Raw genomic sequence first — 22804 nt, 5'->3', positions numbered from 1 at the left:
CAAGAGATATATGCCATTGTTAGTGATAGAAAATAGCGATTAATCTGACTGTGTTGATAGACAAACAGAGGATTCGTTATGAACAGTATCTTGCGTTATATCTCCGTGGTGGCCCAACCCGAAGCCAATCTGACAGCTGTAACGGCAACATCGCCAACCACCACTTCCCCTAAGGTTGACCGCCCGTCGCGTCAGGGGTGTAACTACAGTGACAACTATTACGGTGATCAGTGCTGTGGCCCTCATCACCGTTGTTGAATACACCATCAAACCCTTGCCCGCCATGGGCAGGGTCTGGATTTAGATACCCGGCATCGGAATAAATTTGGGCAACGCCTTGATACGGGCCATCCATTGGTTGATGTGCGGGTAGCCCGACAGATCAATGCCGCCTTCCCAGGCAATGGCAACGTATGGGAAAACCGCACATTCAGCAATGGTTGGACGTTGCAATGCCAGCCAGTCATGGGTTGTCAGGTGCTGCTCCAGCAAAGCCAGAATACGGTTGCTGGTGTCCAGAGTCTGTTGCTTGTTCAAAGCATAACCAAACTTGTCGACCAGTCGCGCGGAGTTGGGGCCATGCTGGATTTCGTTGGCTGCCGTAGACAGCCATTGCATTACCTCACCTTGTTGGGCCGCACCGTCTGGCCACCATTGATGACCGCCATATTCCCGGGCCAGGTACACCAGAATGGCCTGGGAATCACGCAGCGTGACATCACCATCGACTAATACCGGCAGTTCTCCCCAAGGGTTCAGATCCGTTACAGGGGCACGCTTGTGGGCTCCATCGAGAAAATCAACGGCGATCAATTCCAGTGGCAGATCGATCAGTGCCGCAAACAGCCGCACCTTGTAGCAGTTACCGGATGGTTCCAGATCATAAAGTTGCATGAGGTATTCCTTATTGTATTTGTTGTCGGGGTCTTGGGGCTGTGATGCCGTTACAGTACGGCATCGGAGTCGCTGTCAGGCACTGCCGGCAGCAATTGGTTAAATTCAAGCACATTGCCATCCGGGTCCCGGATAAACAGCGTAATTCGCCGTGGGCCAATGCGATGGATGCCTTCGGTAATGGCGATGCCTTCCGCCTTGAGCCAGTCTTGCAGGGCATAAATATCTTCGATCACAAACGCTGGGTGGGTGATGCCGGGTAATTTCACCGGTTCATCCAGCAGTGGATTGCGACCATGATGCAGTCGGGTGGCGTTAAAAATCAGGTTGATTCTGACCCCGCTGGGGGACTCCATCTCATTGGCTTCATGGTGCTCGAACAGGGCGGTTTGCCGAAACCCCAGTCGTTCATAAAAATGCACGGAACGCTGCTTGTCACTCACTCGTATGCCGACGTGGTCGTATTGCAGAACGGGTTGCGGGTTGCGGGCATTTATCAAGGTGTCGACCTGTCTTATGACGTGGATGCTGTTCAGTAAACACTCTTCGATAATCGCAATAAATAGGATTATCCTGATAGGTTTATTACGTTTTTTGCACAAGTGGGACAAGCATGGATAAATTCAGAGCGATGGCGACTTTTGTGGCGATTGTGGATAACGGCAGCCTGACCGCCGCTGCCAATACCATGAACCGCTCTCCTGCGGCGATTGTCCGGGCGCTGGCGGAGCTGGAAAAATATCTGGGAGTACGGTTGTTAAATCGCAGCACCCGCCGCATTGCCCTGACCGATGAAGGGCGTGAATATTTGCAATATTGCCGCCGGATTCTGGCAGATGTTGAAGCCGCCGAGTTTCGTTTGGATGTACGTAAAACCACGCTCACCGGCTCAATCCAGATTACGGCTCCGGTGATGTTCGGGCGTTTGCATCTGGCGCCATTGCTGAACCAGTGGCTGGTGGAACATCCGGGTATGGCGGCAGAGCTGGTCCTGCTGGACCGGATGGTGGATGTGATTGAAGAAGGGTTTGATCTGGCCTTGCGCATCGGCCATCTGGCGGACTCCTCGCTGATTGCATTGCCGCTGGGTATTACTCACACGCGCATTTGCGCCAGCCCGACATTGATTCAGCGGCTGGGCCAACCACAGCACCCGACTGACCTGGCCAATTGGCCCGGGATTCTGTTTGCGCCGCAGGGCAATCAATGGCGTTTTATTGATCATGAGAAGCTGGTTATCCAGGCTGTTACCCCGGTCCTGACCAGCAATCAGGTGGATGTGGTGCTGGCTGCTGCGGTGGATGGTCTGGGTGTGGCTCGGGTAATGTCGTATCAGGCACAGGGGGCGATCCAGAATGGGCAGCTATTGTCGCTGCTGGAGCCATATGCTCCGGCTCCTTTTCCGGTGCAGTTTGTCTACCCGCACAATCGTCTGGTGTCGCCCCGGGTACGGCAATGTCTTGACTGGATGGTGCCGCGCTTGCGCCAGCGTTTACAGGATCCGTCTTGATACATAGCCCCGGTATAACCCCGGTGTCGGGTTTATGACGTCTGCACCGAGGCGTCCTGACTCGTTGTGCTATCAGTCTTTATAACCGGTGGTGGCCGGAGCGTGCCATTCCTGGATCGGCACCGTCGAAATACTGTTTTTGGGTGAGCCATCGACCATTTTGTCGGAGTAGACCAGATAGATCAGTGTGCTGCGTTTCTGGTCAAAAAACCGTACCACCTGCATGCTCTTGAACAACAGCGAAGTACGCTTGGTGAACACCTTGTCGCCGTCTTCCAGATCATCGAGAAAACGGATTGGACCAATCTGGCGGCAAGCGATAGAGGCGTCGGAGGTATCTTCTGCCAGTCCCAATGTGCCGCTGATGCCACCGGTCTGGGCGCGGCTCAAATGGCAAGTGACGCCGGAGACTTTGGGGTCATCAAAGGCTTCGATCACAATCTTGTGGTTCTTGCCGATCAATTTGAAGACGGTATCAACTTCTCCGACAACTTCGGCCTGGGTCATGGCAGACATCAAGGGAATCAGGCCCAGCAGGGTGGTACGTAGAAACGTGGTCATGGTTGGCACTCCAATACAAAATATAGTGATCCATCGGGTTCAAACACACGCATTTAATAATAATGGTATGTCATTGCTACCCCGATGGCGTCGCGGTTCTGAACTTCCCAGCCGGTTTGAGCCGCGATGGATCGATACGCCAACTCGAACCGTATGGCCCGACTGGCCTTGTATTCAATAAACAGTCGTGGGCTGAGTGTGTTGCTGCGTATCGGGCGGCTATCATCCCTGCTCTGGTGGTGATGGGCAATGTCGAGCTGCAGGCCGACACCGGCTGACCAGTCGGGTAGCTGGTAACTGCTATCAAATTGCATCATCAGCCCCCGATGACGGTTATCACCACTGGCATAACGCATACCAAGCCTGGCTCTGGTTTCAATACGCGGGTTGACAGGCATGGCGTAGCCACCATAGAGCAGCAGGCCGGGGCTGTTGCCCTGGTGGTTTGAATCCATTCCCAGGCCGGCTTCCCAGCCGTGATGCAAGTAGTTGGGGGCGGTATCGGTACGGGCTGGAATCGCCAGATCCAGCAGTGGACTGTCGGTGGTGAAATAACGATCCCGGTAAAGGTGGTGATATTGTGGCCGGTAGGGCTCACCCACCGCCAGCAGCCGGCTGTCTTCTTGGATCAATAGTAGCCGTCCCAACCAGTCAGCCTCGGTAAATACCACCAGATAACGGTCGCCCGGGGCGATTTCCAAAGGGAGATACACCGCCTCTGTGCGAGTCCGGGTCGGATTGGCCAGCACTGGACTGTTGTAGATGCTTACGGCGTTAAACTGCGCATCGAGTACCAGAACAGAGGGATAAAAGACAGTGTATTCGTCGATTAATGAGTGCAGGTCGATACGGACCGGGTGATCGTAGTGTGGCAGCTCCAGCCCGGTGGCGAGTACCTGATGCTGGCCCAACAAGAGTGGCTCGGTGGTCGGAATCAACTCATCCTGAAAGCCATATTCGAGCCGGTGGTAATGCAGTGTCGGCAAGCTGGCCAGCCAGTCCAGAGGAGAGGCCTGCGGCGGTGTGGGTGTCAGGGGAGCCGCCAGTACCGTATGGCTGAACAGCAGGCTCAGTAACAAGGTACAGAAAGAAAACGCATACGTCATTCAGGCTCCTGATCTGCCAATAATCGATAACGCTCGCGACTGTAGCGCAGAGCGTTATCCCGGAGCCAGTGGAATCAACCTGGCTGAGCTGTGGAATATGCCTCAGGTCAGCTGTTGCTGGAATAAATCCAGAGTGCGTTTCCAGGCGAGATCGGCCTGTTGCTGATTAAAACGTGGGGTGGAGTCGTTATGGAAACCATGCCGGGTACCTTGATATTGGTACATGGCAAAGTCTTTGTTATTGGCCGTTAATGCGGCTTTATAGTCCGCGCTCATGGCATTGATACGCGGGTCATCTTCGGCAAAATGAATCACCAGCGGCGCTTGAATGGCCGGGACATCCTGGCTATTGGCCGGGCGGCCGTAAAAAGGCGCGGCTGCGTTCAGGTCACCCCCCATGGTCACCGCCAGCTGATTCACCACGCCGCCGCCATAACAGAAACCGGTGGTTCCCAGCTTGCCAGTGGAGAGAGCGTGACGTTTGACAAAATACGCACTGTTAAGCATATCGGTAAACAGTTTGCCCTGATCCAGGCTGGCTTGTAGCTGCTTGCCGTCGTCATCATTTCCGGGATAACCGCCAACCGGTGATAGACCATCCGGAGCCAGAGCGAGGAAACCGGCTACCGCCAGACGTCGGGCCACGTCTTCGATATAAGGGTTCAGCCCCCGGTTTTCATGAATAACCACTACCGCGGGGAATGGGCCGTCGCCGCTGGGCTGCACCAGATACCCCCGCATTTTGCCCGACGTACCACCAGGGGAATCGTAGTGCACATAGTTGGCCTTGATACGGTCGTCGGTAAAGGAAATGGTTTCGGCTTCGGCGTAGCGGGGGAGCAACGACTGCGCCATTATCAGTCCGGAGCCAGCGGCCAGTGTGAGGGCGGCAGCACGGGAAAGGAAGCTGCGGCGACTCATGTCGGAGTGGCAATACTCATCGTATAAATCGTAAACCTGTGGATCGATTGGATCGTTACTCATTGGAATATCCTGTGCGGGCTGTGGTGGTCGTTACAAGACAAGGGGGGCATCTATTTAATCCTGCACGGCGGCAACATTCGCCCTTCGGGGGCTGCAGGATGATCTCGACTCGGTGTCGCCGACGTTTGACTTGACCCGTCAGGCCTGCAAGTCGGCTTCGTGATTCGCAACCATCCGGTAGCCCAGAGTGAGCACCGGATTAAATAGATGTCCCCAAGGGTTGACCACAAAATACAAGATTTGTGGGTAAAAGCCAGACACGATGACGATGTAATGATCGTTGGTCGATTGTGCGGTATGAGAGGCATAAAACAGAATGACTGCACAATGTTCGGATTGCGCTGGTTAAAACCATTATTTTTGTGTGGATATTGGAGTTGGGCAAAACAGTAATCATTGATGTGCTAGGGTGAGGCACCACAAGCCTGAACTGCCACACTCTGTGCCGGTTTTGATTCGCGTGTGCCATCTGTCTCACCGGATCACTTATGAGTAAACGTAAAACCGCCAGTACCGGGCAGGATAACCAGGCCTGGCTGGCGATGTGGCGTAACGACCAGATCGAGTTTCATCAGAAAATAACCAGCAATTTGTTGGTGCGGCACTTTCCTGAGCAGACAACGGCGGGGAGATGCCGGGTTTTTGTGCCCTTGTGTGGCAAAAGTCTGGATCTGCTCTGGCTGGCACAGCAGGGATATGAGGTGATCGGAGTTGAACTCAGCCAGATTGCTGCCAAGGCTTTTTTTGTCGAGAACCGGATCGATTATCACCGCAGTCGTGAGGGCGATTTTATTGTTTGGCGCAGTGAACATATCACCATACTCAGTGGCGATTTTTTCCAGCTGACCATGGCGCAGTTAGGAGTGATTGATCTGGTGCTTGACCGGGCTTCGCTGACAGCATTAAATCCGGCGATTCGTCCACTTTATGTACAGCACATGCACGACATTCTGCCAGCCGGGCAATGTCCGGTGTATTTACTGACGGTAGAAGACCCGGATGAGCACGAACAGCTGTTTGATATCGACCAGGAATTGCTGGGGTTGTATCAGGCAACCTTCGATATAGAAGTTATCGATGCCGAGCGGTGTCAGGTCGCGGCGTTGGCGGATATTGTAACCACCGATACCAAGCTCTATCGCCTGCTACCGCACCAGCTAACCGCAGACCTTTGTTGATCTGATCGGTTGATTGCGCAGGAACCAGAACAGCTCGAAACAGAAGGTACAGACATCAGGCCTATTCGAACTTGTTGCGTGCCTTGGCCCAAGGATCCGGCTTGCTGTTACTGTCAGAACCACTGGAAGGTTGAGCTGAAGAAGCCGGCGGTTCAGCCGATGTCGACGTGCTGTGTCGATAGCTGCTTGAACGGGCGTGGTTGCTGGTACGTTTGTTGTCCGAACGTGGTTTTTTACCGTGTTCCGCCGCCTGTTTTGCTCGTTTTTCCCGTAACCGTTCCGCATCTTCCAGACTCAGAATCGCCGGTTCACCAGGTTGCTGGTGGGCTGGAATAATCCGGTCTCGGGGGGGCAGGGCAAACTGGGTGGACGACGCTTTGGGCAGATTCTTGAACTGATACAAGTAAAAGACTTCCACCTTCTCACGAGCCCAGGTGGTTTTTTTCAAAAACTTCACACTGGCGTCGATGCTGGGGTTGGTTTTGAAACAGTTGATGTTCAAGTACGCAAACAGAATATCAAAACCATAATGGCCGACCAGCTCAACCAGCATCTGTTTTAATCCCACGCCATGTAATGGGTTGTTCTTGTAATTGATATCGTCGCTCATGAACCATCCGCAAAAAAAGTGAAGGCCGTGATTGTACCTGTTGCTGTCAGGAAAACACACGAATGAAATACTTGAATCAAACGGGACATCCGAGCGGTGCCACGGCTTTTTATTCTGTAAATAAAGGTCAGCGCACACGGGATAGAAGGATCAGCATTGCCCTTGCTGTAGCTCTGCGCGACAATGCGCGCCTTTACACGCCAGAGCAATTGTCAGGAGAGTGATTCCTATCGCCCGACGACCCGTCTGCTATCCTGTGCTGGCTAACCTTGACACAAACCAGGAGTCGTAACATGACCTCTCGTACAGAACTGGCTAACGCCATCCGCGCATTAAGTATGGACGCAGTCCAAAAGGCCAAAAGTGGCCACCCCGGTGCGCCAATGGGCATGGCTGATATCGCTGAGGTGTTATGGAACGACTACCTGAAACATAACCCGGGCAACCCCGAATGGGCTGACCGCGACCGTTTTATCCTTTCCAATGGTCACGGCTCCATGTTGATTTATTCCTTGCTGCATCTGACCGGGTACGACCTGTCGATCGACGACCTGAAAAATTTCCGTCAGCTGCACAGCAAAACACCGGGTCATCCGGAATATGGTTATGCCCCTGGCATTGAAACCACCACCGGACCTTTAGGTCAGGGGATTGCCAACGGTGTCGGTATGGCCGTAGCCGAAAAAGTGCTGGCTGCCCAGTTCAACCGTCCAGGGCATGAAATTGTTGACCATAACACCTATGTCTTTATGGGTGACGGCTGCATGATGGAAGGCATCTCTCACGAAGTGTGTTCACTGGCCGGCACTCTGGGGTTGGGCAAGCTGGTTGCCTTCTACGATGACAACGGCATTTCCATTGATGGGGAAGTCGAAGGCTGGTTTACCGATGATACCGCCGCTCGTTTTGAAGCCTATGGCTGGCAAGTGATACGTCATGTGGATGGTCACGATGCGGAAGAAATTCGTATGGCTATCGAGACAGCTCGTGCCAACACTGAGCAACCGACGCTGATTTGCTGCAAGACCATTATCGGTTTTGGCTCACCCAACAAGGAAGGCAAGGAAGATTGCCACGGCGCTCCATTGGGCGATGACGAAATCGCGTTAACCCGTGCTCGCCTGGGCTGGGAACATGGCCCATTTGATATTCCGGCTCATATCTATACCGGCTGGGATGCCAAAGAAAAAGGTGCCGCGGTCGAACAATCCTGGAAGGAAACATTTGCTGCCTATGCGGCTGCCTATCCGGAATTGGCAGCTGAGTTTGAACGCCGTATGAAAGGCGACTTGCCTGCGGATTTCAGCGAGCAGGCCACAGCCTACATCGCCGAATGTCAGGCCAATGGTGCAACGATCGCATCCCGTAAGGCTTCCCAGAATACGTTGAATACCTTTGGCCCCTTGCTGCCAGAATTCCTGGGTGGTTCGGCGGATCTGGCGGGTTCCAACCTGACCCTGTGGTCGGGCGCCACTGGTATCAGTGCTGAGGATGCCAGCGGTAACTACCTGTTTTACGGTGTCCGTGAATTCGGCATGAGTGCCATGATGAATGGCGTGGCATTACACAAGGGCTTTATCCCTTACGGTGCGACCTTTTTGATGTTTATGGAATACGCCCGTAATGCGGTGCGCATGGCATCACTGATGAAGCAGCGTGCTATTTTTGTGTATACCCATGACTCCATTGGTCTGGGTGAAGATGGCCCGACTCACCAACCGGTCGAGCAGGTTGCCAGCCTGCGTAATACGCCAAACCTGGAAACATGGCGTCCATGCGATACCGTGGAAAGCGCGGTTGCCTGGAAGTCGGCAGTAGAGCGGGTTGACGGCCCATCGGCGCTGATCTTTTCACGTCAGGGGTTGCCTCATCAAGCACGTACTGAAGACCAACTCGCCAATGTGGCACGGGGTGGTTACATTCTGAAAGACTGTGATGGCACTCCGGATGTGATTGTAATTGCCACCGGTTCAGAAGTTGGTTTGGCGATGGCGGCAGCAGAGCAAGTGACCGATAAAGCCGTTCGTGTGGTTTCCATGCCGTGCGCTGAAATATTCTGTAAACAAGAAGCTGGTTATATAGAGTCCGTATTGCCTGCTGCAGTAACAGCACGAGTAGCTGTTGAGGCGTTGCACAAGGATTACTGGTACAAATTTGTTGGGTTGCAGGGTGCTATTGTCGGGATGGATACGTTTGGCGAATCCGCTCCGGCCGCTGATTTGATGGCTCACTTTGGCTTTACCGTAGACAAAGTGGTTAATTCCATCGCGACGGTTGGCTGAAAAACGGCGGGATCTGCGGGATACTTGCAGGAGCAGGTCCCTGACCATCAGGCTTGGCGTTAAATGATGGGCACTTGGCTGCTGATTTGCATCAATGGTGTTATAAGCATCAGACTTTATTCCGAAATTTCTACAATGTAATATGTAATCTGTCAGTAAGTGTTGCCGCGTTTCCCCTCTCAGGACCGGTAACACTTACTGGCTACCTCGCCGCTTTATAGGCACTCCGTATTGTAAGCCCCGTAAGCTGTAAGGATGCGTAATGGAAGAATCGACAGTCCGCTCACCGGCTCAGGCCAGACAAGGAAGCCACACGTTTCAGTTTGAAAAATTCAGTATTCGTGGTGCGACGCACAAAAACACCCAGCTGACTGTGTTCCCTACCGGGGAATGGAAATCCGTTAGCAGTGTCAGTACTCATGTAGCTTCTTTTAAACCCAGAATCAGTCTGTCCGTGGAATTTTTCCTGCGTGACGCTGGTATGGTCATACCGGTTGGTAATGTCCCTGAGGACTGGAGTCCCAAGCATTTGTGGAGCACCACCTTCGCCAAACTGGAAGACCGTGTTATTCACAGCTCCGGTAAAAGTGAATTTATAGCCAATCAATTTGAGACCCTGGTCCAGCATGCGGAAGGCAAGTTGAAGTTACGCTTGCAGCATAAACAAGGTTTTCTGGGGCGCTTTTTCTGAGCCCTGATCTCGCCTGTTATCCTGGCCAACGGCCAGCGACAATAAAAGCCCTGTCAAAAGCCCTGCCAGATGAACGGCAGAGCCTCTCAATATTCGCCGCCAGGATTGGCCCGGCATTATGCGGAAGCTGAATCCAGCCCGGATATCACATCGGGTTGGACAACGTCCTGTTGCAACACAATACGGTAACGTGGTTTGCCAGCCTCCAGATGGCTGAGTGCCTGATTGATGGCACTTATTGGCATCACTTCTGTTTGCGGTACGATGCCGTGGCGGGCGGCAAAATCAAGCATGGTCTTGATGGTACCCGGACTGCCCACTTCCGATGCCATCACCGCCCGTTGGCCAATCAGGCTGATATCCAGTGGCTCCAGCAACACCCCCAACAAAACCAGCTTTCCTTTAGGCTTGAGCGTGGCGATATAACGTTGCCATTCGAGTTTGACATTGACGGTCGAAATAATCAGATCGAAGTGGTTGCGGGCGGCCTTCAGAGCGCTGCTGTCGCGGCTGTTAATAATTTCATGAGCGCCAAAACGACGCGCTTCTTCCGCTTTGTCTGGTGATGAGGTAAAGGCAGTGACCTCACAGCCCCAGGCTTTAAGAAACTGCAGCGCCAAATGCCCCAAGCCACCAATACCAATCACAGCGACTCGGGCAGTAGGAGATAACTGCTGCTGCATCAAGGGGTTAAAGGTTGTTACACCGGCACAAAACAATGGCCCGGCCTGTTGCAGCGGAATACCGGGCGGGATCGCAACCACACTACTGGCTGCTGCCCGAACACGGTCGGCAAAACCACCGTGGCGGCCAACAATGGTTTCTTCAACGGAATAACACAGGTTGTGGTCACCGTTCATGCAGCAATCGCAGGTATGGCAAAAGCCGGATTGCCAGCCCAAGCCAACGGCATCCCCCACCGTAAACTGTGTGACCAGTTCACCAACCGCAGCAATGCGGCCAACCGCTTCATGGCCAGGAATAAAGGGGTATTGGCTGACGCCCCAGTCGTTATTGATCATGCTCAGATCACTATGGCACAGGCCGCAATATTCCACGGCAATCTCAACCTGATGGCTGCCTAATGGGCCGGGGTCGTACTGATAGGGGCGTAATGTTCCACCGGCTTCAAATACCGCATAACCTGTAATCATGATCTGCTCCTGGCGAATATTGAAACGGCTATTGTGACCTTAATCCGGCATCGGGCTATCAGAGAACGGCAAGTTTTTGCCGCGTGCTGGCGAGATTGGTTAACCGGGATCGCAAAAACCGACAGACCGTATGGCGCCCGGCAAAAGTTGTCTTGGGTGATCTCCGGATCATTCCAGGCAGGGGGATGGCAAGAAAGAAGCGCGGTCGGGAACCGGACCGCTAGAATTTTGAAGCGGTTTCGAGGATATCCGGGTGAGTGGCGGCTAACTTGGCATTAAGGAAGCGCAGGCGGCGGCTGATTTCCCGCAGCATATTCATTTGAATCAGGGTGAACTGTTCGAGATCGTATTGATACAGCTCATAGAGTGCTGCTGTGGGTAACTCAAGGGCGATACAGTCGGTAATTGCCCGCACGGTTGCACCACGAGGGTTCATGTCGACAACAGCCATTTCGCCAAAACTGTCACCCGGCCCAAGTTGCCGTAGCTGGCGCATCTCGTCACCGCATTGTTTCATTACTTCAGCACGGCCGGTTTCCAGGATGAAAATAGAGCTGGCCGGATCGTCTTCGTAAAAAAAGACTTGTTGTGCCTTGAGTTGTCTCGGGATACAGCGTTGTTCGATAAAATTGATGGCATCCGCACTGAGAGCGCCAAAAATTGGACGATTCTGCAGTAACTGCAGACGTTGTGGACTCAGTCGGGCAGTTGTGGAGGAGCGGGGACTGGCAGAGTCAGGAATCATGGCGATCACTTGTGACTGGAACCTGATTCCCATGGTACTGCCAAGCAGCATATAAAGGAAAGCAGAACCATGTTCCGGGCGGTGATGGCCTATATGCTGGCAGATTCTGCCAGCACTATCGGTCTCAGTGGGCGCTGATCAGGCGCCTAAACGTTCATATAATTCCGATTCATCCCGGGGTTCTGGAATCAGGTCATCCAGTTGCTGTGGTGCCTGGGTGACCTTGTGTTCCGAGTTGATACCCAGTTTGCGAAACAGCTGCTGGTCTTTGTTGGCAGCAGGGTTGGGTGTGGTCAGCAGGCATTCACCGTAGAAAATGGAATTGGCACCGGCAAAGAAACACATGGCCTGCATTTCTTCGCTCATTTCTTCACGTCCGGCACTTAACCGCACATGGGACCTGGGCATCAGGATACGGGCCACGGCAATGGTGCGGATAAAGTCGAGTGGGTCAACGTCGGCTTCATGTTCCAGTGGCGTACCGGCGACTTTCACCAACTGGTTAATGGGTACGGAGTCCGGGTGTTGTGGCAGATTGGCCAGCTGGCGTAACAGACCGGCACGGTCCCGCTGGCTTTCACCCATTCCCAGAATCCCGCCAGAGCAGACTTTCATACCGGCTTTACGGACGTTATCAAGAGTTTCCAGACGGTCGCCATAGCTGCGGGTGGTGATGATTTCACCGTAATAGTCGGGTGAGGTATCCAGGTTGTGATTGTAATAATCCAGACCGGCTTCGCCCAGACGGTTGGCCTTGTCGGCATCAAGCATGCCGAGGGTCATGCAGGTTTCCAGACCAAGCTCCTTGACGCCTTTTACCATGGCCAATACGTAAGGCATGTCTTTTTCACGCGGCGAGCGCCAGGCGGCTCCCATGCAAAAGCGGTCGGAACCGGCGGCTTTGGCGGCCTTGGCTTTTTCCAGTACCGCTTCCACTTCCATCAGGCGTTCTTTTTCGAGGCCGGTATCGTAACGGGCACTTTGCGGGCAGTAGGCACAGTCTTCCGGGCAAGCGCCGGTTTTGATCGACAGCAGGGTGCTGACCTGTACGGCGTTGGGATCAAAAAACTGGCGGTGTACGGTTTGAGCCTGGAACAGCAGGTCATTAAACGGCAGATTCAGCAATGCCTGTACCTCGTCCAGAGTCCAGTCATTGCGGATGGCCGCGTTGTTTGGCTGCGAAGAGGACGGAAAGTTGGCTGCTACGGCACTGCCCATGGCGGTCTCCATTTGCTGATACAGGAATATAAAGGTGAATACTGCAGCCTGCCGAGGCAACAGGCAATTTGGGGCCAGCCATTTGCTGACTATTGTTTAAAAAACGTTCGATAGTCAGCTGCCAAGGTCGGGGGCGTCAGTCGGAACAGGCCGCTGAAACAAACCGCTGAAATAGTCAGGAGTCATGGCGGCGACCAGGACAAAGAGCGCTGTTGCAACCACTGAATGGAACACGGGTGGCTGGAGCGGGTTTGGTATCGGTGCTCATGGTCGGTTTTAGGCGATTTCGCGTTATAGTAGCAGCTTGATTTTGCTGTCAGTCGAGGTTTGCCGTGTACTACCCATTTCTGAATGATGCACCCTTTGCGTTTGCGACAGGCAAGGCTGTCTGTGTGGGTCGCAACTATGCTGCTCATGCCGCTGAATTAAATAACCCCATCCCGGAACAGCCGCTGCTGTTTATCAAGCCCGCCGATGCTGTGGTCGCCATGGAGGGGGACCTCTCGATCCCCGACGGTATGGGGGCCGTGCATCATGAACTAGAAATTGCCTTGCTGATTGGAGAGACACTGTCCCAGGCCAGTGCCGATGAGGCTCTGGCTGCCATTGCCGGGGTGGGCCTGGCTCTGGATTTGACCTTGCGTGATGTACAAAGCGGGCTCAAAAAGAAAGGCCACCCCTGGGAACGGGCCAAGGCATTTGATGGTGCTTGCCCGGTATCCCGTTTTATTGCCGCAGAACAGGTGAGTGACTGGGGGGATCTGGAGCTGTCCCTGACGCGAAACGGTACCTTGCAGCAGCAGGGCAACAGCAAGGCGATGTTGTTTCCAGTGGCGGATCTGCTGGTCGCGATCAGCCAGCAATTTACGCTTAACCCCGGGGATCTGGTGCTGACCGGCACCCCGGCCGGAGTTGGGCCGCTGGAAGCGGGGGATCAGTTGACTGCGACCTTGCAGGACTGGTTGTCGGTCTCATGTCAGGTAGCGGCTCGACCGTCCAGTGCCACACAAGGAGGTCAATAATGGCTTCTTGTGATGCCCCGGGCCTGCAAAGCCTGGATGAGGCTCTGGAACAAATCCTGTCGTCGCTGACGCCTCTGACCGAAGAAGAGTGGGTGCCACTGTCCCAGGCTGACGGCCGCATATTGGCTGCCGATGTGCAAAGCTGTCTGGACTTGCCACCGACCGATAACTCCGCCATGGACGGTTATGCCGTGCGGGTAGAGGATCTGACCGAATTTGATTGGCTGGACGTTAACCAGCGTATCCTGGCGGGAGATGCCGCAACCCAACCGATATTACCCGGAGAATGCGCGCGTATCATGACCGGCGCGATGCTGCCGGAAGGCGCCAATACCGTCATCATGCAAGAAGATGCCGAACTGGATGACGACGGCAAGGTGCGCTTTCTGGCGGCGGTCAAACCATCAGCGAATATTCGGCGGCGCGGAGAAGAAGTGGCCGTTGGTGATATCGTTCTGGCCGCGGGGCGGCGTTTACGGGCGGCTGACATCGGATTGCTGGCCAGTCTTGGTATTGACCAGGTAGTGGTACGCCGTCGGGTACGAGTTGCCATTATGGCCACCGGTAATGAACTGGTGACACCGGGGCAGCCGTTACAGACCGGGCAGATTTATGAGTCCAACAGCCAGGTACTGGCCGCCTTGCTGGTACGGTTGGGCTGCACCGTCATTCATTTCGGCATTATCGCGGATGACCCGCAGGCATTACGGCAAGCCTATCAGAATGCCGACAGTCAGGCGGATCTGGTCATTGCTTCTGGCGGCGTCTCAGTGGGGGAAGCGGATTTCAGCAAGCAGGTGCTGGATGAGCTGGGCCAGGTGGGATTATGGAAACTGGCCATCAAACCGGGCAAACCGTTTGCCTTCGGTCGTTTGCCAAACAGCTGGTTTGCCGGTTTGCCGGGCAATCCGGTATCGACCATGGTGACGTTTGATCAGCTGGTGGTGCCGATATTAACAACATTGGCAGGAGACAATACTCCACCACGGCTTGCCCTGCGCGCTCGTCTGACCTGTGGGTTACACCGTCGTCCGGGGCGGTTGGAGTTTCAGCGTGCCGTGGTCTCAACGACCGAAGACGGAGTGCTGCAAGTCACACCATTGGCACGTCAGGGATCCGCACTGCTAAGTACCATGTCGGCAGCCAACGCGTATATTTTGCTGGATGGCGATAGCTCCAGTCTGGAGAAAGGCCAACCTGTCCGTATTGAGCTGTTTGATGGGCTGTTATTGTAGGGAGCGTTATTGTAGGGGTTGGCACTGTGCTGATTCCTGATCGGCGCAAGTACAAACAGCAGAGTGAGCAGGGCAAGGTGTTTTACAAGGAAAGGTAAGCTGGTTGAACGGCACTTCCAGAGATTGGCTGTCGATGCTCTGTTGGGGATCGTCATGATGTCGGGTACTGCAATGATCTGGCGGACAAACACAAAAAAGATGTCCGCCTGATATTTTTAGAGATCGAGCGTTAATTTGGCGCTCTTGCAGCCCGAGACACAGACCATCATGGTGGTATTTGTTGCCTGTTCGCTGGGTGACAAAACACTGTCACGATGATCTACTTCGCCGTCGATAACGGTCACTTCACAGGAACCACAGAGCCCTTCCTGACAGGCAAAACCAACATCAACGCCAGCATCCAGAAGGCGATTCAGCAAATTTTCTCCAGCCTGGATCTGCAACGTTTGGCCGGATTGGGCCAGTTCAACCTCATAACTTGTCCGAGCATCCGCTGACGCTGCTATCTCTGCTGCTGTGAAGCGTTCGATATGAACAAACTCATAGCCCAGTTGCTCACAGGCAGCGTGAAAGGCATCCAGCATGGCCACCGGGCCGCAACCGTAAAAATGGCTGTCTTTATCATATCCGCGCAAGAGCGCCTGAAGGTCTGGAGTGGAGCCGGACTCATCGTCGAAATGATAATAAACCTTGCCACCCAGAGCCGTGATTTCGTCCAGCATGGCTGCCTCTGCCCGCGACCGGGCGCAATATATCAGCACTGGGGAACTCCCCTTCAGAAGCAGCTCCCGGTACATACAAAAGATAGGCGTTATACCAATGCCGCCTGCAAGCAGTACATTTTTCTGCGCTGATGCATCCACCGGAAAGTGATTACGTGGCGCTGATATCACCAGCTCAGTACCGACCCGCAACTTGTCATGGATCCACGCTGAACCACCGCGACTGTTCTGGTCTCTCAATACCGCGACCACATAGCGATCCAGGGTGTGCGGTGAACCCAGCAAGGAATAGCTGCGGTTGATACCGCAAGGCAAGTGCAGATCAATATGCGCTCCCGGCTCAAATGAAGGGAATACAGCATCAGCCAAAGGGCGCAATTCAATACGGATTATCCCTTGTGCTTCATAACGAATCCCATGCACCAGTGCGACTATATTTTTATCAGCCATCGGTTTTCTCATTTAAAGATTGAAGTGGGCCAGTCTCTGGCCCGGGGTGTCAGTTCCTCCCTTGCAGGAGACGGTATCCCCGGTGGTTGTGGCTACCGTGTCTCCTGCGATACCAGCCAGGGTTTTAGAGGATAAAAGGGAACTCGTCCTCTGGCAGAGGATCACCGTTTTTCAGGCGGCCGATCAGCTCTGGAAAGGGGGGGGAGGTTTCACCTCCGCGGTCGACATAACAGGCGTTATCGCCGAGCCAGCGGGTGGAAATCACACGTCGTGACGTGTCTCTGGATGCGTTACCCGGCGCACCGTGTACCGTCAGGTAGTCAAACGCGATTGCGTCACCAGGCTCCAGATCCCAGCCCAGAATCGTGTAGTCGTCCTTGTTGGCTTCAATATCGGGCATGACTTCGAGGTTGGTTGCCTTGTGGTCATAATCCACCCCGGTAAACTTGCGCGGACGAAACAGCTTGCCCCAGCGATGGGAGCCAGCAACAAATTCAACACTGGAGCTGCGTGGTACCGGGTCAAGAGGCAACCAGATGCTGACGGTTTGATCGGCTTTGGTACAGTAATATGGCTCATCGTGGTGCCAAGGGGTCAGTTTGGTATTGCCCGCCTCCTTGATAAGCACGTGTTCATGAAAAATCCGTACCTGCTTCGATCCCATGACCTGCTGGGCCACACTTGCTGCTGGTCCTTCCTGTACAAATTGGCGATAGCCCGGGTTATTTGCCCAATTACAGTAGTCTGCGATGAAGCGCCCTTTGCTCTGATCTGGCGTGTAGTTCTTGAAGAAAGGCCCTGGGTGCGCCAGATTGTAATCGACCGCTTCCCGCAGCGGTTCAATCCAGTCTTTGAATAGCCCGCGAATGACCACGGCGCCATCACGGGCAAAATCCTCACGTAATGTCTTGTTCACAGTTTGCTCCTTGGTTCTGATCATGGTTTCAGGTTTTCTTACGGCATCTCGTTCCGGTGACGATTGCTCAGCCAGCTGGCACAGCCGTACAGCGCCAGAACAAAGAGGATGAGCAATGTGGCAACCGCGAGGATTGACGGGTCAATCTGATCGCGGATGCCGCTCCACATCTGGCGTGGCACGGTGCGTTGTTCGGCACCGCCGATAAACAGCACGACGATCACCTCATCAAATGAGGTGGCAAATGCAAAGATGGCTCCGGTGGCAACGGAGGGGGTAATCAATGGCAGGGTGACGCGGCGAAAACAGACCCAGGGTGTGGCACCAAGGCCACTGGCGGCGCGGGTCAGGCTGTGGTCGAACGACTGCAAGCCGGCACACACGGTAATCACCACAAACGGCGTGCCCAGTACGGTGTGAGCGAGAATTACACCCAGATATGAGTCCACCAGGCCGAACGGCGCAAAAATGTAGTAGAAGCCGGCGGCCACCACCACAATGGGAATAATCATCGGCGAGATCAGCAGCGGCATGATTAACCCGCGCAAGGGGAATCCGGGCCGGGTCAGCCCCAGTGCTGCCAGTGTCCCCAGTATGGTGGCCAGCAGTGTGGAGGCAAAGCCAATCCCCAGGCTGTTCAGCAAGGCCCGCTGCCATTGATCGTCAAACAGGGCAGCCTGGTACCAGCGCAGCGATACACCATCCATCGGATAGGAAAAGTAGGTGCTGGTATTGAACGACAAAGGGATGATGATCAGGATCGGTGCGATCAGGAAAAACAGCACCACTGCTGTGTGTACTCGAACCCAGCGTGCACTCCAGCGCTCAAGGCGCGACCAGTAATGAGATTTCATAAACTTCTCCGGTTAGCCGAAGCGCAGGCGGTCAATACCGACCAGGCGATTAAAAATGAAGTAAAAGATGGCGGTGAAAATCACCAGGTAAGCCGATAATGCTCCAGCCAGGCCCCAGTTCAACTGCTGGTTCGTCTGTATCGAAATCAGCTGGCTGATCATTTCATCACCTGCACCACCGAGTAGCGCTGGCGTGATGTAGTAGCCCAACGATAGAACAAACACCAGAAAGCAGCCGGCACCGACACCGGCAAGGGTTTGTGGTACGTAGACCCGGATAAAGGCGGTCAGTGGCTTGGCACCCAACGACTGGGCAGCCCGTAAATAGACGGGTGATATGCCTTTCATGACCGAATAAATGGCCAATATCATGAACGGCAACATAATATGCGTCATGCCAATCAACACGCCGGTACGGTTGAAGACCAGCGGTATGGGCTGGCTTACCAGTCCGAGACCACTGAGCAGGCTATTGATTACGCCATTGGGTTGCAGCAACACATACCAGGCGGTGGTGCGTACCAGTAGCGATGTCCAGAAAGGGATGATGACCAGCAGCATCAGCTTGCGGCCTTGACGTGCGGGCAAATTCGCCAATAACCAGGCCACTGGATATGCCAGCAGCAGGCACAGCAGGGTCACGCTGGTACTGATCCAGATGGTCCGGGAGAAGGCGGCGAGGTAGACCGACTCTTCTGGCGGTAAACTGGCCACACTCCCGGTCTTGTCGACATAGCTGTCTACCGCATTGAGCAGGTAATCAGGGGTCGGGGATTGTCCGGCACGCTTGAGTACGCGCCAGATTTCCTTGTCACCCCAGCGGGAATCGCTGGCCAGTAACGCTGCCTGAAGATCATCGCGTGAATCCCGTTTCAGTTTTCGTGCTGTTTTCAACAGCAAACTGCGCATGGCCGGGTTGTAAAAATTCATGCGTCGGGCAACCCGCCCCAGCTTCCCCTGTTTGCTGGCCTGCACCAGGTCCTGTGCCATCGCGGCATAAATATCAGCACCAGGCATTGCGGCCTCATCCCAATGCTGTAACAGCTTGGTGGCCTCTGGCAGCGCCAGCGGCACTTCTGGATTTTGTATGCTGCGCAGAAGCAGAGTGCCGATAGGAGCAATAAAGGTAATCAATAAAAACAGCAGCAGAGGGGCGGCCAGCAATAAGGCTTTGCGTGATTCCTGCCGTTTTACTCGGCGATACGCCTGAAGCCGTTCGGCATCATTCAATGCGTCGGGTGCAGCCAGGCCACCCTCTGGCGTGGGTATAGTCTCATTCATACGGAACTCCGGGATAATGCAAGCATCGGTGCTGGCCACCGATTGGTGGCCAGCCGAGGTCTGTCAGCGAGCTAGCCACACCTGGAAGCGCTTGTTGATGACGTCAAAGTTATCGACCCAGAAATCCACATCAATCTGGACTGCATTCTTGAAGTTGGCATCAGCCGTTGGCAGGTCTTCGAGAATGTCCTTCTCAATCAATGGCAAAGCATTTTTGCGCGGCGGCGCGTAAGAGATGTAACGGGAGAGCTGGGAGGTGACATCCGCGCGAGATGCATAGGCGATGAACTCAAATGCCTCTTCAGCATTCGGGGCACCGGCCGGGACACCCCACCATTCATAATCGTAGATCTGTCCGTCCCAGACCGTGACAAAGGCACTGCCATCGTTTTTCACGGAATCATGAATACGGCCGTTATAGGCTTGCGTCATCACAACCGCGCCATCGGCAAGCAGTTGAGGAGCTTGTGCGCCGGATTCCCACCAGATGATATCCTGCTTGATGGCATCGAGTTGACGGAATGCACGGTCCAGCCCTTTTTTGGTTGCCAGGACGTCGTAGACCTTGTCTTTACTGACGCCATCGGCCAGCAGAGCCCATTCCAGCGTGCCTTTGGGGCTTTTGCGCAAGCCACGTTTGCCAGGGAATTTGTCCGTGTCAAAGAAGTCGCTGATCAGAGTAGGGCCAGTGGCCAGCGCCTCTTTGTCATAGGCAAATACGGTCGACCAGATCATGCTGGCAACGGCACAGTCGCCAATGGAGCCGGGAATAAAATCACTGGTGTCTCCCAGAATGGATTCATCCAGTGGCATCAGCAGCCCTTCATCACAGCCGGCAACGGCGTCGTTGGACTCCAGATCAATAAGATCCCAGCTGGTATTGTTGGCCTGAACCATCGCAGCCAGCTTGGCCAAGCCGCCGTCATAGGATTCGAGACTGAATTCAGTTCCTGTCGCTTTTGCATAAGGCTTAAAATAGGCTTCTTGCACAGCGTTCTCAAAGGCACCACCGTACGTGACCACCGATAACGTTGTCTCTGCATGGAGAGGCCCGGCAGCGAGTAAAGTGGCTAGCATTGAAGCGCCTGCCAGGAAATTGGTTTTGGGCATGGTTTTCATATCAGTCCTTCTATCAGTTAGAGTTAACAGGGAGAGGAGGTGCTTTGATGAGACGCAAGCAATGGGGATAAAACCTTGCAATCATCGATTCGCCAGGTGACGTTCACTGTACTTCCGGCAATTGGCAGGCAATGTTCCCGACTATTGGGGAGCTTACACAGTAGTCGATCCGACTCACTCAGACGCAGATGAACACGATGGTGATCACCGCAGTAGACGATATCTTCCACCAGTCCTTGCACGCGGTTGCCGAGATTGAGATCACCATCCGCGATGCGAACTTGCTCCGGGCGAAGAAACAGCATTCCCGGTGTGTCCTGTCGCAGGTTCTGGCTGACGCCACCACGAATTTTTGTGCCGTTTGATAACGTCAAAGTGGCTGTGGCGTGATCGATCTCAGTAATCCGGCCATCGAGCCCGTTATTTTCACCAACGAAGTTGGCAACGAAGGCATTGTGTGGAGACTCATATAATTCATGGGCCGGCGCAATTTGCTGGATACGACCATCGAAGAACACGGCAACACGATCGGACATGGTTAATGCTTCGGATTGATCGTGTGTCACATAGACGGTGGTGAGCCCCAACTCACGGTGCAAACGCATTATTTCGTACTGCATTTGTTCGCGCAGGCGCTTGTCCAGCGCTCCCAGGGGTTCATCCATCAAGACCAGACTGGGCTCGAACACCAGTGCCCTGGCCAGTGCAACCCGCTGCTGCTGGCCACCGGATAGCTGCGACGGGCGGCGGTTCGCCACATGGGACAGCTCCACCATATCGAGTGCCTGTTTGACCCGGGTTTTGATCTGCTCGCGTCCGACCTTGCGTACCGACAGGGCAAAACCTACGTTTTCCGCAATCGTCATATGAGGGAACAAGGCGTAGTTCTGGAAAACCATACCGATATCGCGGTTATAAGGCGGCAGATCATCCAGACGTTTGCCACCCATACGTATCTCGCCCTGGCTCGGCGTTTCGAACCCGGCCAGCATCATCAGGGTGGTGGTCTTGCCGGAGCCTGATGGCCCCAACAGTGAGACAAACTCGCCCTTGTTGATGGTCAGATTCAGGTCATACACCACATAGTCTCTGCCGTCGTATGACTTGCAGACATCGCTCAGATTGATAAAGGCTTGTGAATCCTGAGGCTGGTCTGCATGGTTCATTGCTACACTCATGCGCTGCCCACCTGCTCGCTAATATAGCGGGCGAAATCATAGAGCGGACGCTCCAGATGACTCAGTTGTCCGGCCTTGGCCAGCGGTGCGCGAACCCCACGCATTACCGCTTCAACCCCTGTGCGATCTTCTGCATTGACCACATCCAGCATGTCTTTCAGAGCGCTCAGATACTCGGCGGCTTTGGGATCATTGATGTATTCCGGTGCCATGCCGCCGCCAAAGCTTATGCTTACCTGATCAGCGCCGCGGGGTTGCAACACCAGATACCAGAAATATCCCGGCGTCAGGGTAATCAGATGGCTTGGATAGATAGAGATTAACGCCGATGTCTTGCGCCAATGGCCTTCGAGGTGGTGGTTGTCGGGATGGGCATTACCGATTGCCAGGGTCGCTTCCTTGGTAAACCAGTGATAATTGAACGTTGGGTGTCCAGGAGGGCATTCCACTTCACTCAGGCGTGTATGTGGTCCCACGGTCGCCTTGTGCACAATGGGCAAGTGGTAACTTTCCATGAAGTTTTCAGCCAGAATTTTCCAGTTGCAGTCCCAGACGTGCTCTTCGTGGAACGCCTCGACATAACCTTCCATATGGTAGTGTCCAACCAAATCGGCCAGCGCTGCGAGCTGCTCCTTGACCGGTGGCAGTGCTTCATTCAGGGTGATGTAGATCCAGCCTTGCCATTCTTCGCAACGCACAGCGGGCAACTGATAGTGACTTTTGCAGAAACCATTTTGCTGGTTCATCTGCGGGGCTCCCCGTAGTTGCCCTTCAAGGTTGTAGCCCCAGGCATGGTAGGGACATACAATTGAGCTGACGTTGCCTGTGCCTTGCAACAGCTCGGACATACGGTGCAGGCACACATTGGAGAGCGCACGTATGTGCTCGTTATTGTCACGCAGCACCACGACTGGTTGATCGCCAATAGTACTCGTCAGGTAATCCCCGACATTCGGCAAGCGCGATACGTGGCCAACGCACAACCATTGCTTACGGAAAATATTGTTCTGTTCCAGATCGGTAAATTGCGCAGATGTGTACACCTCTGGCGGCATGGATCGGGCATTCGTAAAATCCAAATCGCAATTCTCACG

General features: G+C 54.2%; 24 protein-coding genes. 8 read left to right on the top strand and 16 right to left on the bottom strand.

Annotated elements, in window-relative coordinates; translation table 11 throughout:
- Positions 1–78: 78 nt before the first annotated feature.
- On the top strand, positions 79–258 hold the full coding sequence (locus Q8W24_RS07265; protein WP_303433118.1) for a hypothetical protein: 180 nt from the start codon (positions 79–81) through the stop codon (positions 256–258).
- 42 nt (positions 259–300) lie between these two features.
- Here Q8W24_RS07265 and Q8W24_RS07260 read toward each other — a convergent pair whose 3' ends face one another.
- Together Q8W24_RS07260 and Q8W24_RS07255 are read right to left on the bottom strand one after the other, a co-directional pair.
- Entirely contained in the window at positions 301–894 is a 594-nt protein-coding gene (locus tag Q8W24_RS07260; RefSeq protein ID WP_303433119.1) for a glutathione S-transferase family protein, read from the bottom strand.
- A 50-nt stretch (positions 895–944) separates the two neighbouring features.
- Positions 945–1394: a VOC family protein gene (locus Q8W24_RS07255; protein ID WP_305452042.1), complete on the bottom strand. Its 450-nt coding sequence runs from the start codon at positions 1392–1394 to the stop codon at positions 945–947.
- A 113-nt stretch (positions 1395–1507) separates the two neighbouring features.
- Between Q8W24_RS07255 and Q8W24_RS07250 the strand changes: the two genes are divergently transcribed.
- Positions 1508–2404, top strand: coding sequence for a LysR family transcriptional regulator (locus Q8W24_RS07250; protein ID WP_303433121.1), 897 nt, complete (start codon positions 1508–1510; stop codon positions 2402–2404).
- Positions 2405–2476: 72 nt separating this feature from the next.
- On the opposite strand, the gene Q8W24_RS07245 is transcribed toward Q8W24_RS07250, so the two are convergent.
- The 3 genes from Q8W24_RS07245 to Q8W24_RS07235 form a co-directional block, all read right to left on the bottom strand.
- Positions 2477–2920, bottom strand: coding sequence for a CreA family protein (locus tag Q8W24_RS07245; RefSeq protein WP_370693313.1), 444 nt, complete (start codon positions 2918–2920; stop codon positions 2477–2479).
- A gap of 98 nt (positions 2921–3018) precedes the next feature.
- Positions 3019–4071: a MalM family protein gene (locus Q8W24_RS07240; RefSeq protein ID WP_305452040.1), complete on the bottom strand. Its 1053-nt coding sequence runs from the start codon at positions 4069–4071 to the stop codon at positions 3019–3021.
- A 102-nt stretch (positions 4072–4173) separates the two neighbouring features.
- Positions 4174–5055, bottom strand: a complete 882-nt coding sequence (locus Q8W24_RS07235; protein ID WP_305474886.1) for a dienelactone hydrolase family protein — start codon at positions 5053–5055, stop codon at positions 4174–4176.
- A gap of 488 nt (positions 5056–5543) precedes the next feature.
- Between Q8W24_RS07235 and Q8W24_RS07230 the strand changes: the two genes are divergently transcribed.
- Positions 5544–6233 (top strand): hypothetical protein, encoded by a 690-nt coding sequence (locus Q8W24_RS07230; RefSeq protein ID WP_305414761.1) that lies wholly within the window; start codon positions 5544–5546, stop codon positions 6231–6233.
- Between the two features lie 61 nt (positions 6234–6294).
- Here Q8W24_RS07230 and Q8W24_RS07225 read toward each other — a convergent pair whose 3' ends face one another.
- Positions 6295–6843 carry a VF530 family protein gene (locus Q8W24_RS07225; RefSeq protein ID WP_303433126.1) on the bottom strand — a complete coding sequence of 183 codons (549 nt, stop codon included), beginning with the start codon at positions 6841–6843 and terminating at the stop codon, positions 6295–6297.
- A 62-nt stretch (positions 6844–6905) separates the two neighbouring features.
- Between Q8W24_RS07225 and Q8W24_RS07220 the strand changes: the two genes are divergently transcribed.
- The 3 genes from Q8W24_RS07220 to Q8W24_RS07210 all read left to right on the top strand — a co-directional run bounded on the left by Q8W24_RS07220 (position 6906) and on the right by Q8W24_RS07210 (position 9816).
- Entirely contained in the window at positions 6906–7067 is a 162-nt protein-coding gene (locus Q8W24_RS07220; protein ID WP_305414760.1) for a hypothetical protein, read from the top strand.
- A 69-nt stretch (positions 7068–7136) separates the two neighbouring features.
- A complete protein-coding gene (gene tkt / locus Q8W24_RS07215; RefSeq protein ID WP_305414759.1) occupies positions 7137–9125 on the top strand; it encodes a transketolase in 1989 nt (662 codons plus the stop codon).
- Between the two features lie 262 nt (positions 9126–9387).
- Positions 9388–9816: a hypothetical protein gene (locus Q8W24_RS07210; protein ID WP_305414757.1), complete on the top strand. Its 429-nt coding sequence runs from the start codon at positions 9388–9390 to the stop codon at positions 9814–9816.
- 116 nt (positions 9817–9932) lie between these two features.
- Here Q8W24_RS07210 and Q8W24_RS07205 read toward each other — a convergent pair whose 3' ends face one another.
- The 3 genes from Q8W24_RS07205 to bioB form a co-directional block, all read right to left on the bottom strand.
- Positions 9933–10970, bottom strand: coding sequence for an NAD(P)-dependent alcohol dehydrogenase (locus Q8W24_RS07205; RefSeq protein WP_305474885.1), 1038 nt, complete (start codon positions 10968–10970; stop codon positions 9933–9935).
- 220 nt (positions 10971–11190) lie between these two features.
- Positions 11191–11715, bottom strand: coding sequence for a Crp/Fnr family transcriptional regulator (locus Q8W24_RS07200; RefSeq protein WP_303433131.1), 525 nt, complete (start codon positions 11713–11715; stop codon positions 11191–11193).
- Between the two features lie 138 nt (positions 11716–11853).
- Positions 11854–12933: a biotin synthase BioB gene (gene bioB / locus Q8W24_RS07195; RefSeq protein ID WP_303433132.1), complete on the bottom strand. Its 1080-nt coding sequence runs from the start codon at positions 12931–12933 to the stop codon at positions 11854–11856.
- 332 nt (positions 12934–13265) lie between these two features.
- Between bioB and Q8W24_RS07190 the strand changes: the two genes are divergently transcribed.
- Together Q8W24_RS07190 and glp are read left to right on the top strand one after the other, a co-directional pair.
- Positions 13266–13955, top strand: coding sequence for a fumarylacetoacetate hydrolase family protein (locus Q8W24_RS07190; protein WP_305474883.1), 690 nt, complete (start codon positions 13266–13268; stop codon positions 13953–13955).
- Positions 13955–15190, top strand: coding sequence for a gephyrin-like molybdotransferase Glp (glp, locus tag Q8W24_RS07185; protein ID WP_305474880.1), 1236 nt, complete (start codon positions 13955–13957; stop codon positions 15188–15190). The genes Q8W24_RS07190 and glp overlap by 1 nt, the downstream gene beginning before the upstream one ends.
- Positions 15191–15405: 215 nt before the next feature.
- Here the strand turns inward: glp and Q8W24_RS07180 are convergent, their stop codons facing one another.
- The 7 genes from Q8W24_RS07180 to Q8W24_RS07150 all read right to left on the bottom strand — a co-directional run bounded on the left by Q8W24_RS07180 (position 15406) and on the right by Q8W24_RS07150 (position 22789).
- Positions 15406–16362: a PDR/VanB family oxidoreductase gene (locus tag Q8W24_RS07180; RefSeq protein WP_305474877.1), complete on the bottom strand. Its 957-nt coding sequence runs from the start codon at positions 16360–16362 to the stop codon at positions 15406–15408.
- Positions 16363–16486: 124 nt separating this feature from the next.
- Complete coding sequence (locus Q8W24_RS07175) at positions 16487–17278, bottom strand: phytanoyl-CoA dioxygenase family protein (RefSeq protein WP_303433136.1); 792 nt, start codon at positions 17276–17278, stop codon at positions 16487–16489.
- Positions 17279–17316: 38 nt separating this feature from the next.
- Positions 17317–18132 carry an ABC transporter permease gene (locus Q8W24_RS07170; RefSeq protein ID WP_303433137.1) on the bottom strand — a complete coding sequence of 272 codons (816 nt, stop codon included), beginning with the start codon at positions 18130–18132 and terminating at the stop codon, positions 17317–17319.
- 12 nt (positions 18133–18144) lie between these two features.
- Entirely contained in the window at positions 18145–19413 is a 1269-nt protein-coding gene (locus Q8W24_RS07165) for an ABC transporter permease (protein ID WP_305474876.1), read from the bottom strand.
- A 63-nt stretch (positions 19414–19476) separates the two neighbouring features.
- A complete protein-coding gene (locus Q8W24_RS07160; protein WP_305474875.1) occupies positions 19477–20532 on the bottom strand; it encodes an ABC transporter substrate-binding protein in 1056 nt (351 codons plus the stop codon).
- A gap of 23 nt (positions 20533–20555) precedes the next feature.
- Positions 20556–21710 (bottom strand): ABC transporter ATP-binding protein, encoded by a 1155-nt coding sequence (locus Q8W24_RS07155; protein ID WP_305414745.1) that lies wholly within the window; start codon positions 21708–21710, stop codon positions 20556–20558.
- Positions 21707–22789: an aromatic ring-hydroxylating dioxygenase subunit alpha gene (locus Q8W24_RS07150; protein ID WP_305474873.1), complete on the bottom strand. Its 1083-nt coding sequence runs from the start codon at positions 22787–22789 to the stop codon at positions 21707–21709. The genes Q8W24_RS07155 and Q8W24_RS07150 overlap by 4 nt, the downstream gene beginning before the upstream one ends.
- Between the last annotated feature and the right edge of the window lie 15 nt (positions 22790–22804).

The organism is Oceanobacter sp. 4_MG-2023 (assembly GCF_030689165.1).
Lineage (GTDB): Bacteria > Pseudomonadota > Gammaproteobacteria > Pseudomonadales > Oceanobacteraceae > Oceanobacter.
This window is presented reverse-complemented; position numbering and strand designations above follow the sequence as displayed.